The organism is Pseudomonas sp. NPDC089534, assembly GCF_044749305.1.
Lineage (GTDB): Bacteria > Pseudomonadota > Gammaproteobacteria > Pseudomonadales > Pseudomonadaceae > Aquipseudomonas > Aquipseudomonas ekonensis.
Genome location: NZ_JBIVHR010000139.1, coordinates 1 through 10,833 on the forward strand (window position 1 = coordinate 1; position 10,833 = coordinate 10,833).

Sequence of the window (10,833 nt, forward strand, 5' to 3'; positions counted from 1 at the left end):
CGCCGATTTCCTGGGTCATGGGTCTGCCTCAAAGTGCATCCGCAAAGACCCATGCTCCAAAGCTGCACATGCCGTGTTGAGACTCAAGAGTCGCCCTGGCAGCTTTGTCGGCGGGGATTTGCGAAAACGAATGGATGGAAAAAAGAGTCGTCAGGAAGAGCCCGCAATGCGGACGAGCACCCGAATCTGACTTCGGGAATGCGCTACCTGGACGAGGCCCTGTTAAAGGCCGGCGCGCACTATACCGGAATTTGCCCAAAAGTGGAGCTTTTTTTGTCGGCCCGACAGGTTTGTCACCGCGATGTAACGGGGTTTTGCGGATAATCCTGCGAGGGTCTATTTTCCAAGGGCCCGGCCCTGCGGGCGATGACGCTTAAACGATTCACCGACATGCGGCATGTGGTCGCTGCCCCTCCTTTCCCGCCTGAGGAAACACCCATGAATCAGCCCGCCGCCGGTCGCGTCAGCCGTGAACGACTCGGACACGTGCACCTGATCGGCCTGGACCGCGCCGCCAAGCGCAATGCCTTCGACCTGGATCTGCTCAATGACCTGAGCCTGGCCTACGGCGAATTCGAGGCCGACGGCGACGCCAGGGTGGCGGTGGTGTTCGGCCATGGCGAGCACTTCACTGCCGGGCTCGACCTGGTCAACGCCAGCGCCGCCCTCGCCCAGGGCTGGCAGGTGCCGAACGGCGGTTGCGATCCGTGGGGCGTGTTCGCCGGCCCCAGGGTCAGCAAACCGGTGATCGTCGCGGCCCAGGGCTACTGCCTGACCATCGGCATCGAACTGATGCTCGCCGCCGACATCAACCTGTGCGCCAGCAACACCCGGTTCGCCCAGATGGAAGTCCAGCGCGGGATCTTTCCGTTCGGCGGCGCGACGCTGCGCTTCCATCAGATCGCCGGCTGGGGCAATGCCATGCGTTGGCTGCTGACCGGCGACGAGTTCGATGCCCATGAGGCGCTGCGCCTGGGTCTGGTGCAGGAGGTCATGGCCAGCGAAGACCTGCTGCCGCGGGCCATCGAACTGGCCGAGCGGATTGCCCGCCAGGCGCCGCTGGGGGTGCAGGCGACGCTGATGTCGGCGCGCCAGGCCCGCTATGAAGGCGAGACGGCGGCGGCCAAGGGATTGCCGCCGCTGGTGAAGAAACTGCTGGCCAGCGAGGATGCACGGGAAGGCGTGCGCTCTTTGGTGGAGCGGCGGGCCGGGGTCTTCAAAGGGGCCTGATGGTGCGGCGCCTGCAAGTCCGTCATCGCCAGCAGGCTGGCTCCCACAGGGGGCCGCGTTCCAAGTCGGGAGCCAGCCTGCGGCAAAGGGGCCGGTGCATCCCGCAGGGTTAGGTCGCCGGGCGAATCGCGTCGATCAACGACCGCAACGAATAGCCCAGCCTCGGCAACAGCGCTTCGGCCCGTGCGGTCAGCGCCGGCAGGTCCAGTTCCTGCTCAAGGTCCGCCGGCACGATCAGGATCACGTTGCCCTCCTTCACCGGCAACTCCCAGTAATGCCGGTGGTAGAGGCCGCGCAGCAGCGCCGCGCCCAACGGCTTGCCGTCATCGGTGGCCCATTGGTTGATCACCAGCCAGCCGCCGGGGTTCAGGCGCTTCTGGCAGTCGCCGAGGAAATTCCACGCCAGGTGCCCGGCGCCGGGGCCGACGTCGGTGTACAGGTCGACGAAGATCAGATCCGCAGGTTCTGCGGTCGGCAACAGTTCCAGGGCGTCGCCCACGCGGATGTACAGGCGCGGATCGTCGTCCAGCCCCAGGTACTCGATGGCCAGGCGCGGCACGTCCGGGCGCAGCTCGATGGCCTCGACGTCTTCCAGCGGCAAGAACTTCAGGCAGGCCTGGGTCAGCGTGCCCGCGCCCAGCCCCAGGAACAGCGCGCTCTCCGGCTGCTCGTGGCACAAGGCGCCGATCAGCATCGCCCGGGTGTAGTCGTACTCCAGCCAGCTCGGATCGGCGGTGAACACGCAGCTCTGCTCGATGGCGTCGCCGAACTCCAGAAAGCGGTAATCGGCCACTTCCAGCACGCGGATCACGCCAAACTCGTCCTGTACTTCGGCGAGCAACCGCTCGACGCGCTCCTCAGTCATTTCATCTCCTGGCGGTCACCGGGCGCGGTGACGCGATGGCACCCGTGCGGTGCCGTGGCAAAGCGGCGATTGTCGGCCAATCGGCAGGAGCAGGTCACGCACTAATTGCTGCTACCATGGGCTTCCGTGCGTAGACCCCTAGAGACCGTGATGAGCCAACCCTGGAGCCCTGACAGCTGGCGCGCCCTGCCGATCCAGCAACAACCCCGCTACCCCGACGCCGCGCACCTGCGCCAAGTCGAGCAAACCCTGGCGGGCTATCCGCCGCTGGTGTTCGCCGGCGAGGCCCGCGAGTTGCGCCGCCAGTTCGCCGAGGTCACCCAGGGCCGGGCGTTTCTGCTCCAGGGCGGCGACTGCGCCGAAAGCTTCGCCGAGTTCTCGGCGGCGAAGATCCGCGACACCTTCAAGGTGCTGCTGCAGATGGCGGTGGTCATGACCTTCGCCGCCGGCTGCCCGGTGGTGAAGGTCGGGCGCATGGCCGGCCAGTTCGCCAAGCCCCGCTCGGCCAACGACGAGACCATCGACGGCGTGACCCTGCCGGCCTACCGCGGCGACATCGTCAACGGCATCGGCTTCGACGCCGCCAGCCGCGTGCCGGACCCGGAGCGCCTGCTGCAGTCCTATCACCAGTCCACCGCGACCCTCAACCTGCTGCGCGCCTTCGCCCAGGGCGGCTTCGCCGACCTGCACCAGGTGCACAAGTGGAACCTGGACTTCATCGCCAACTCGGCGCTGACCGAAAAGTACAGCCACCTGGCCGACCGCATCGACGAAACCCTGGCCTTCATGCGCGCCTGCGGCATGGACAGTTCGCCGCAGCTGCGCGAAACCAGTTTCTTCACCGCCCACGAGGCGCTGCTGCTGAACTACGAAGAAGCCTTCGTGCGCCGCGACAGCCTGACCAACGACTACTACGACTGCTCGGCGCACATGCTGTGGATCGGCGACCGCACCCGTCAGCTCGACGGCGCCCACGTCGAATTCCTGCGCGGGGTGAACAACCCGATCGGGGTCAAGGTCGGCCCGAGCATGGATCCGGACGACCTGATCCGCCTGATCGACGTGCTCAACCCGGACAACGATCCGGGCCGCCTGAACCTGATCGCCCGCATGGGCGCGAACAAGGTCGGCGATCACCTGCCGGCGCTGATCCGCGCCGTGCAGCGCGAAGGCAAGCAGGTGCTGTGGAGTTCCGATCCGATGCACGGCAACACGATCAAGGCCAGCAGCGGCTACAAGACCCGCGACTTCGCGCAGATCCTCGGCGAGGTGAAGCAGTTCTTCCAGGTGCACCAGGCCGAAGGCAGCTACGCCGGCGGCATCCACATCGAGATGACCGGGCAGAACGTGACCGAATGCATCGGCGGCGCGCGGCCGATCACCGAAGACGCGTTGTCGGACCGCTACCACACCCATTGCGATCCGCGGATGAACGCCGACCAGTCGCTGGAGCTGGCGTTCCTGATCGCCGAGACGCTGAAGCAGGTGCGCCGGTAAGGGCGAGTCGCACCGATCGCCAGCAGGCTGGCTCCCACCGGGGTTCTGTGCCGTGCGCACACCTCATGTGGGAGCCAGCCTGCCGGCGATGGCGTCGGCTGAAACACCCTCAACCTGTGCCAGCGCCTGCCGCAACCTGCCGGCACTCTCCCGCCGGCAATTGAGCTGCACCCGCTCAAGCCCCAGCCAATCGGCCATCCCCTTCAGGTTCACCGCCAAGGCCTGCATTCCGGCCTCATCCAAACCGTTTTCCTCTTCGTGCACCGCATGCACCGCCAACTGCCCCTGCGCCCGTTCGGCCCGCAGGTCCACCCGCGCCGCGATCCGCTCGTCGTGCAGGAACGGCAACACGTAGTAGCCGAACACCCGCTTGTCCTGCGGGGTGTAGATCTCCAGCCGATAGCGGAAACCGAACAGACGCTCGGTGCGGCTGCGCTCCCAGATCAGCGAATCGAACGGCGACAGCAGCGCGGCGGCGCCGACCTTGCGGGGGATCTTGGGCTCGGGCAGGCAATAGGCGGTTTGCCGCCAGCCCTCGACTGCGCAGGTGAGCAGCTGTCCGGCCTCGACCAGCTCGGCCAGTCGCGGCCGGGCATCCGCCGGGTTCAAGCGAAAGTAATCGCGCAAGTCCTTCTCCGTCGCGACACCCAGCGCCTGGGCGGCGTGCAGCAGCAAACCGCGTTGCGCCTCGGCTTCATCAGGCAGCGGCTGTTGCAGCACCGCCCCCGGAATCACCCGCTCCGGCAGGTCATACAGGCGCTCGAAGCCACGCCGGCCGGCGACGGTGACTTCACCCGCCGCGAACAGCCACTCCAGCGCGTGCTTTTCGGCGCTCCAGTCCCACCACGGGCCGGCCTTCTCCTGACGGGTCGACAAGCTGCCCGCCCCCAAGGCGCCCTGCTCCTCGACAGAGGCCAGCACCCGGCGAATGGTGTCCTGCTGTTCGCGCCCGAACTGCGCCAACTGCCGATAGATGTCCTCGCCGCGCCGGGCCCGCTGCATGCGCCAGCCCATCAGCGGGTACATCGACAGCGGCAGCAACGAAGCCTCATGCCCCCAGTATTCGAACAGCGTGCGGCGGCGCCCCGAACTCCAGGCGGCCTGGTCGAGCAAATCGGCGGAATAGGAACCGAGGCGGGAAAACAGCGGCAGGTAGTGCGAGCGCACCACCGCGTTGACGGAATCGATCTGCAGCAGGCCCAGCCGTTCGATCAGCCGGTTGAGGTGCTGCGCCTTAACGGCCGGCGGCTGGCGCCCGTGGAATCCTTGGGCAGCCAGCGCCAGGCGTCGGGCCTGTTTGAGGGAAAAGGACAGTGTCGCGGGCATGAACGTCTCCTTGTCTGCTCGCAACCTACCTCACCTGAAAGTGGTTTGTGTAGCGCCCCCTCCATCCCCGTCATCATTTATGCATCGGATCGTCCCAGAACGGCCGCACCGCTTCGTGCTCGACATCGGCACGGCTGACGCCGATGTCCTTCAGCGCTTCGTCGCTCAGGCCGGCGAGCAGCTCGCGCTCGCGGTGCAGCTCGTACCAGCGGCTGAACTTGTGCAGCAGATCGGAAACGAGATGGCCGGACACTTTTTCGTCACTTACATATTCGCTTTGACCTTTCATCGTGTTGCCCTCCTTTAGGGATGGCTTCAGTCTCGCCCCGGGTCTACGATCAATCCAACGAATGTTTCTGATGGCATGCATCTCGGAGATTGATGAATGTCCGCCTACCCCAGTATCGATACCGATGTCCTGCGCACCTTCGTCGCGATTGCCGACCAGGGCGGCTTCACCCGCGCCGGCGAAATGGTCAACCGCACCCAGTCGGCGGTGAGCATGCAGATGAAGCGCCTGGAGGAAGACGTGCTGCAGCGCCAGCTGTTCGAGCGCGACGGCCGCCAGGTGCGGCTGACCGCCGAGGGTCAGGTGCTGCTGGGCTACGCCCGGCGCATCCTCAAGCTGCACAGCGAAGTGTTCAACACCCTGCGCGAGCCGCACATGGTCGGCACCGTGCGCATCGGCACGCCGGATGACTACGTGATGCGGTTCCTGCCGGGGATCCTGTCGCGCTTCGCCCAGTTCTATCCGCTGATCCAGATCGAGGTGCACTGCGAGTCGACCAAGCAACTGTTGCAGCGCACGGACCTGGACCTGTCGATCGTCACCCGCGAGCCGGGCAGCGAGATCGGCCAACTGCTGCGCAAGGAACGCTTCGTCTGGGCCGAGGCGCAGAACTTCAGCGCCCACGAACAGACGCCCCTGCCGCTGGCGATGTTCAACAGCGACTGCTTCTGCCGCCTGTGGGCCTGCAACGCGCTGGACGCCATGGGCCGCGAGTACCGCATCGCCTACAACAGCACCAGCCTGTCGGCGCTGATGGCGGTGGTGAGCGCAGGGCTGGCCATCACCGCGCAGCTGGAAAGCCTGATCACCCCGGACATGCGCATCCTCGGCGCCAACGAAGACCTGCCGCTGCTGCCGGAGGCCAGCATCATGCTGATCCGCAACCTCAACAATCCGTCGCCGATCACCGAGTGCCTGGCCGAACACATCGTCGAAGGCTTCAAACTTTAAGGGCGAGCATCACCGCGCTCAGCACCAGGAAACCGCAGAACAGCCCGCGCAGCAGCTTTTCCGGCATCGCGTGGGCGATGCGCACGCCCCAGCTGATGCTCAACAGGCCGCCCGCCGCCAGCGGCAAACCGATCATCCAGTCGACTTCCCGGTGCGCCGCGTAGGTCACCAGCGTCACACCGGTGCTGGGCAGCGCCAACGCCAGCGACAGGCCTTGGGCGACCACCTGGGTGGTGCCGAACAGGCTGGTCAGCACCGGAGTCGCCACCACCGCCCCGCCCACGCCGAACAAGCCGCCCATGGTGCCGGAGGCCGCGCCGAGCACGCCCAGCCACGGCCATGAATAGCGCATCTCGGACGTCGCCGCCGCTTTGCCGCCGAACATGCGCAGCACGTTGTAGGCCGACAGCGCCACCAGGAACGCCACAAAGCCGATGCGCATGGTCTGCGCGTCGATGCCCACCGCCCAGATCGAACCGATCCAGGCAAAAAGGAACCCCATCGCCGCCAGCGGCAGCGCGTGACGCAGTTCGATGCGGTTGCGCTGGTGGTAGCGCCACAGCGCCAGCATCACGTTGGGCACCACCATCACCAACGCCGTGCCTTGGGCCAGTTGCTGATCGAGCCCGAACCAGGCGCCGAGCAAAGGAATGGCGATCAGGCCGCCACCGATCCCGAACACTCCGCCCAATGTGCCCAGGGCGGCGCCAAACAGCAGGTACAGCAGAAACTCGATCACAGCGGTACTCCTCTTACGTCATGGGGGTCATCCTACGCAGTCGGTGCTGGCTCGGAAACGCACAGCAGCGCACAATGGCTGTGCCAAATTCGCAAAGGCAGCGACCCGCCATGAACCCCAATCAACTGACCGAACAACTCGGCCTGTTCCTCGACGTGCTGGAAAGCGGCAGCTTTTCGGCGGCGTCCCGGCGCCATCCGCTGACCCCCTCCGCCGTGGCCCGACGCATCGACAGCCTCGAAGCAGCGGTGGGCAGCCAATTGTTCATCCGCAGCACCCACGCCGTGCGCGCCACGCCGGCGGGGCTGGCGTTTGCCGAACGGGCGCGGCGGATCGTCGCCGAACTGCGCCTGGCCCGGGCCGAGGCGGTGTCCCTGAGCAGCGCGCCGGAAGGCCTGATCCGGGTCGATGCCCCGGCGGCGTTCGGCCGCCGGCACCTGGCGCCGGTGATCGCCGACTTTCTGGTGCTGTATCCCGGCCTCGACGTTCAGTTGCACCTGATCGACAGCTTCGTCGACATGCACGGCTCGAACCTGGGCAAGGTCGATCTGGTGCTGCGCGCCGGACAACTGGCCGACACCCGGCTGGTCGCCACGCCCCTGGCGAGCATGATGCGCATCGCCTGCGCCAGTCCCGACTACCTCAAACGCCGGGGCGTGCCGGGCGACCCGACCCTGCTCAGCGAGCACGACGGACTGGACTGGGACGGCCTCGCCCCGCCCTTCGCCTGGCGCTTCGAGCACGAGGGAAAAATGCAGTTGCACCGGCCGGGCCGGATCCGCATGAGCGCCAACAACGCCGAGGCGCTGGTGTGCGGTGCCCTGGCCGGCCTCGGCATCGCCCACCTGCCGACCTGGCTGGCCAGCGAATACCTGCTGCGCGGCGAGCTGCTGCCGCTGTTCTGCGAAAACGGCTTGCCGAAACCGGAACCCGCCGTCATCTATGCATTGCGCCTGGCACAGCAGGCCAGCTCACGCAGCCGCCTGCTGCTGGAATACCTCAAGACGCGCTTCAGCCCGGTGCCGCCCTGGGATCTGGCGCTGCAACGGGACCTGGGACGGCATTGACCGAATCGGCACCCGCCCAGAATTGTCTGGCGCATTAAAGGTTCGGGCGCTAGATTCATCCGATCACCGATCAAGGCTTTGACATGAACACCGACCGCGATACCCCCGACCTCTGCGAAGACCTGCTGCTGGACAACCAGGCCTGCTTCGCCCTGCATTCCACTTCGCTGATGATGACCAAGGTCTACAAGCCGTTGCTGCAAGCGCTCGGACTGACCTACCCGCAGTACCTGGCGATGATGGTGCTGTGGGAAAAGGATGGCCTGACCGTCGGCGAAATCAGCGCACGCCTGCTGACAGATCCGGGCTCGCTGACCCCGCTGCTCAAGCGCCTGGAAGCCGAAGGCCTGCTCAGCCGCACGCGCAGCCGGGAAGACGAACGGGTGGTGATCGTCGAACTGACCGAGCAGGGCCGTGCCCTCCACGGGCAGGCCCGCACCATTCCGCAATGCATCCTCGGCGCCAGCGGCTTCTCGCTGGAACGCCTGCAGCACCTGCAGGCCGAATTGCAGGCGCTGCGCAGCCATCTGCAAGACAGCCTGAACTGAATCCCCCCTTCCCTCTGCAGGAGCGAGCCTGCTCACGATAGCGGTCGGACATTCAGCCGTTCTGTGACTGAACCACCGCCATCGCGAGCAGGCTCGCTCCTACAGGGACTGCGTTTCGCCCGCCTGCGCAAAATATTCCTGCCTCCTGTCTCTCCATAAAAATCCTTTCACATCAAAAACCTACGACAAATCAGCGGTGTGTTTCCGTTGCTCGCGCCGGCTTTTCTGAAAAATTTATCTTGCGCACTAAATATTTGAGCGATACATTCACCTCGCACTTACTTAACGCGCAAACAATTAGCGCAGCAAACACACCTCAAGAGGCTCACACCATGCAAACTCTCTACACCGCAATCGCAACCTCCACCGGCGGCCGTGACGGTCGTGCGATCTCCAGCGACAACATCCTCGACGTCAAGCTGGCCACCCCGAAAGAACTCGGCGGTGCCGGCGGCGCAGCCACCAACCCTGAGCAACTGTTCGCCGCCGGCTACTCGGCGTGCTTCATCGGCGCCCTGAAATTCGTCGCCGGCCAGACCAAACGCAAGATCCCGGACAACGCCTCGATCACCGCCCATGTCGGCATCGGCCAGATCCCCGGCGGCTTCGGCCTGGACATCGACCTGCACATCAGCCTGCCGGGCCTGGAACAGGCCGACGCGCAAAGCCTGGTCGACGCGGCCCACCAGGTCTGCCCGTACTCCAACGCCACCCGCGGCAACGTCGACGTACGCCTGCACGTCACCGTGTAACCCCTGACACCCAAGGCCCGAACACAGGAAATGAACATGAACGCTTTCAGCAAAGTCTTGACCGGCACCCTTCTCGCCCTGTCCGTCCACAGCGCGTTCGCCGGTGATGTCGAACACAACACCCAGGCGTTCCTCGATGCGCTGAACGCCGGCAACGGCAAGCCGATGGAGCAGATGACGCCGAAAGAGGCCCGCGCCGTGCTGGTGGGCGCCCAGGCCGGCGTCAAGCTGACGCTGCCTGCGGCCGATGTGAGCCAGAAGACCATCCAGGTCGACGGCCAGCCGCTGAGCCTGACCATCGTGCGGCCGGCCGGGGTCAAGGGTGAGCTGCCGGTGTTCATGTTCTTCCACGGCGGCGGCTGGGTGCTGGGGGACTTCCCGACCCACGAACGCCTGGTGCGGGATCTGGTGGCCGGTTCGGGCGCGGCGGCGGTGTTCGTCAACTACACCCCTTCGCCGGAAGCGCATTACCCGGTGGCGATCAACCAGGCCTACGCCGCCACGAAATGGGTGGCCGAGCACGGAAAAGAGATCAACGTCGACGGCAAGCGCCTAGCGGTGGCCGGCAACAGCGTCGGCGGCAACATGGCGGCCGTGGTCGCGCTGATGGCCAAGGACAAGGGCACCCCGGCCATCCGCTTCCAGGCGCTGCTGTGGCCGGTGACCGACGCCAGCTTCGACACCGGTTCCTACAACCAGTACGCCGAGGGGCACTTCCTCACCCGCAACATGATGAAGTGGTTCTGGGACAACTACACCACCGACGCCAAACAGCGCAACGAGATCTATGCCTCGCCGCTGCGGGCCACCACTGCGCAGCTCAAAGGCCTGCCGCCTGCACTGGTGCAGACCGCCAGCGCCGACGTGCTGCGTGACGAAGGCGAAGCCTACGCCCGCAAACTGGACGAGGCCGGCGTGCCGGTGACGGCCGTGCGCTACAACGGCCTGATCCACGACTACGGTTTGCTCAACGTGGTCAGCCAGGTGCCGGCGGTGCGCTCGGCGATGCTTCAGGCCTCGCAGGAGCTCAAGCAACACCTGAAGTGAATCTGCATGTCCGCTCCAGCAATGGGCAGGCACAAAAAAACCCGACTCGATGGTCGGGTTTTTTTGTGCGACACGACAGCAGAATTACTTCTTGCTGCGACCCTTGAAGGAGTTGTCGCGGGTGTCGATATCGATCCACTCGTCGATTTCGATGAAGTCGGCGACCTGGATCTCGGTGCCGTTCTTCAGTTTGGCAGGCTTCATGACCTTGCCCGAGGTGTCGCCGCGAGCGGCGTTCTCGGTGTAGACAACCTGACGGCTGATGGTGGTCGGCAGTTCTACCGATACCAGACGGCCTTCGAAGAACACGGCTTCGCAGACGTCTTCCATGCCTTCTTCGATGTACGGCAGCACGCTTTCGATGTCTTCGGCGTTCAGCTCGTACATGGTGTAGTCGGTGGTGTCCATGAACGTGTAGGAGTCACCGCTGATGAAGGACAGGGTGGCTTCTTTGCGGTCCAGGATCACGTCGTCCAGCTATTCGTCCGCACCGTAAACGGAATCGGTCTTGTAACCGGTCAG

At 65.3% G+C, this 10,833-nt stretch carries 11 protein-coding genes and 1 pseudogene; 7 read left to right on the top strand and 5 right to left on the bottom strand.

Annotation, left to right across the window (positions count from 1 at the left end; genetic code table 11):
* Nucleotides 1-438: 438 nt before the first annotated feature.
* Nucleotides 439-1,230: a crotonase/enoyl-CoA hydratase family protein gene (locus ACIP0B_RS26570; RefSeq protein WP_400837749.1), complete on the top strand. Its 792-nt coding sequence runs from the start codon at nucleotides 439-441 to the stop codon at nucleotides 1,228-1,230.
* Nucleotides 1,231-1,339: 109 nt separating this feature from the next.
* On the opposite strand, the gene ACIP0B_RS26575 is transcribed toward ACIP0B_RS26570, so the two are convergent.
* Nucleotides 1,340-2,095, bottom strand: a complete 756-nt coding sequence (locus tag ACIP0B_RS26575; RefSeq protein ID WP_400837752.1) for a spermidine synthase — start codon at nucleotides 2,093-2,095, stop codon at nucleotides 1,340-1,342.
* Nucleotides 2,096-2,245: 150 nt separating this feature from the next.
* Between ACIP0B_RS26575 and ACIP0B_RS26580 the strand changes: the two genes are divergently transcribed.
* Nucleotides 2,246-3,592 (top strand): class II 3-deoxy-7-phosphoheptulonate synthase, encoded by a 1,347-nt coding sequence (locus tag ACIP0B_RS26580; protein ID WP_400837755.1) that lies wholly within the window; start codon nucleotides 2,246-2,248, stop codon nucleotides 3,590-3,592.
* A 63-nt stretch (nucleotides 3,593-3,655) separates the two neighbouring features.
* Here ACIP0B_RS26580 and ACIP0B_RS26585 read toward each other — a convergent pair whose 3' ends face one another.
* Both ACIP0B_RS26585 and ACIP0B_RS26590 read right to left on the bottom strand, forming a co-directional pair.
* Nucleotides 3,656-4,918 carry a winged helix-turn-helix domain-containing protein gene (locus ACIP0B_RS26585; RefSeq protein WP_400837758.1) on the bottom strand — a complete coding sequence of 421 codons (1,263 nt, stop codon included), beginning with the start codon at nucleotides 4,916-4,918 and terminating at the stop codon, nucleotides 3,656-3,658.
* A gap of 73 nt (nucleotides 4,919-4,991) precedes the next feature.
* Nucleotides 4,992-5,207 carry a DUF1127 domain-containing protein gene (locus tag ACIP0B_RS26590; RefSeq protein WP_217891153.1) on the bottom strand — a complete coding sequence of 72 codons (216 nt, stop codon included), beginning with the start codon at nucleotides 5,205-5,207 and terminating at the stop codon, nucleotides 4,992-4,994.
* Nucleotides 5,208-5,303: 96 nt separating this feature from the next.
* On the opposite strand from ACIP0B_RS26590, the gene ACIP0B_RS26595 reads away from it, so the two are divergent.
* Nucleotides 5,304-6,158: a LysR substrate-binding domain-containing protein gene (locus tag ACIP0B_RS26595; protein WP_400837761.1), complete on the top strand. Its 855-nt coding sequence runs from the start codon at nucleotides 5,304-5,306 to the stop codon at nucleotides 6,156-6,158.
* On the opposite strand, the gene ACIP0B_RS26600 is transcribed toward ACIP0B_RS26595, so the two are convergent.
* Complete coding sequence (locus tag ACIP0B_RS26600; RefSeq protein ID WP_400837764.1) at nucleotides 6,148-6,897, bottom strand: sulfite exporter TauE/SafE family protein; 750 nt, start codon at nucleotides 6,895-6,897, stop codon at nucleotides 6,148-6,150. The genes ACIP0B_RS26595 and ACIP0B_RS26600 overlap by 11 nt on opposite strands.
* Nucleotides 6,898-7,007: 110 nt before the next feature.
* Between ACIP0B_RS26600 and ACIP0B_RS26605 the strand changes: the two genes are divergently transcribed.
* From ACIP0B_RS26605 to ACIP0B_RS26620, 4 genes are all read left to right on the top strand, one after another.
* On the top strand, nucleotides 7,008-7,964 hold the full coding sequence (locus ACIP0B_RS26605; protein ID WP_400837767.1) for a LysR family transcriptional regulator: 957 nt from the start codon (nucleotides 7,008-7,010) through the stop codon (nucleotides 7,962-7,964).
* A gap of 83 nt (nucleotides 7,965-8,047) precedes the next feature.
* The gene (locus tag ACIP0B_RS26610; RefSeq protein WP_400837770.1) at nucleotides 8,048-8,512 is read left to right on the top strand and encodes a MarR family winged helix-turn-helix transcriptional regulator; all 465 of its coding nucleotides are present in this window, start codon (nucleotides 8,048-8,050) and stop codon (nucleotides 8,510-8,512) included.
* A 332-nt stretch (nucleotides 8,513-8,844) separates the two neighbouring features.
* A complete protein-coding gene (locus ACIP0B_RS26615) occupies nucleotides 8,845-9,264 on the top strand; it encodes an organic hydroperoxide resistance protein (RefSeq protein WP_085577979.1) in 420 nt (139 codons plus the stop codon).
* Between the two features lie 36 nt (nucleotides 9,265-9,300).
* Entirely contained in the window at nucleotides 9,301-10,311 is a 1,011-nt protein-coding gene (locus ACIP0B_RS26620; RefSeq protein ID WP_400837773.1) for an alpha/beta hydrolase, read from the top strand.
* An 84-nt stretch (nucleotides 10,312-10,395) separates the two neighbouring features.
* Here ACIP0B_RS26620 and ACIP0B_RS26625 read toward each other — a convergent pair.
* Nucleotides 10,396-10,833 (bottom strand): annotated as a pseudogene (locus ACIP0B_RS26625) (elongation factor P); the annotation flags it as partial.

What these genes read in the sequence shown, in the direction of transcription:
- ACIP0B_RS26570 (WP_400837749.1), top strand. Translation starts at nt 439, where the DNA reads ATGAATCAGCCCGCCGCCGGTCGCGTCAGCCGTGAACGACTCGGACAC.
- ACIP0B_RS26575 (WP_400837752.1), bottom strand. Translation starts at nt 2,095, where the DNA reads ATGACTGAGGAGCGCGTCGAGCGGTTGCTCGCCGAAGTACAGGACGAG.
- ACIP0B_RS26580 (WP_400837755.1), top strand. Translation starts at nt 2,246, where the DNA reads ATGAGCCAACCCTGGAGCCCTGACAGCTGGCGCGCCCTGCCGATCCAG.
- ACIP0B_RS26585 (WP_400837758.1), bottom strand. Translation starts at nt 4,918, where the DNA reads ATGCCCGCGACACTGTCCTTTTCCCTCAAACAGGCCCGACGCCTGGCG.
- ACIP0B_RS26590 (WP_217891153.1), bottom strand. Translation starts at nt 5,207, where the DNA reads ATGAAAGGTCAAAGCGAATATGTAAGTGACGAAAAAGTGTCCGGCCAT.
- ACIP0B_RS26595 (WP_400837761.1), top strand. Translation starts at nt 5,304, where the DNA reads ATGTCCGCCTACCCCAGTATCGATACCGATGTCCTGCGCACCTTCGTC.
- ACIP0B_RS26605 (WP_400837767.1), top strand. Translation starts at nt 7,008, where the DNA reads ATGAACCCCAATCAACTGACCGAACAACTCGGCCTGTTCCTCGACGTG.
- ACIP0B_RS26610 (WP_400837770.1), top strand. Translation starts at nt 8,048, where the DNA reads ATGAACACCGACCGCGATACCCCCGACCTCTGCGAAGACCTGCTGCTG.
- ACIP0B_RS26615 (WP_085577979.1), top strand. Translation starts at nt 8,845, where the DNA reads ATGCAAACTCTCTACACCGCAATCGCAACCTCCACCGGCGGCCGTGAC.
- ACIP0B_RS26620 (WP_400837773.1), top strand. Translation starts at nt 9,301, where the DNA reads ATGAACGCTTTCAGCAAAGTCTTGACCGGCACCCTTCTCGCCCTGTCC.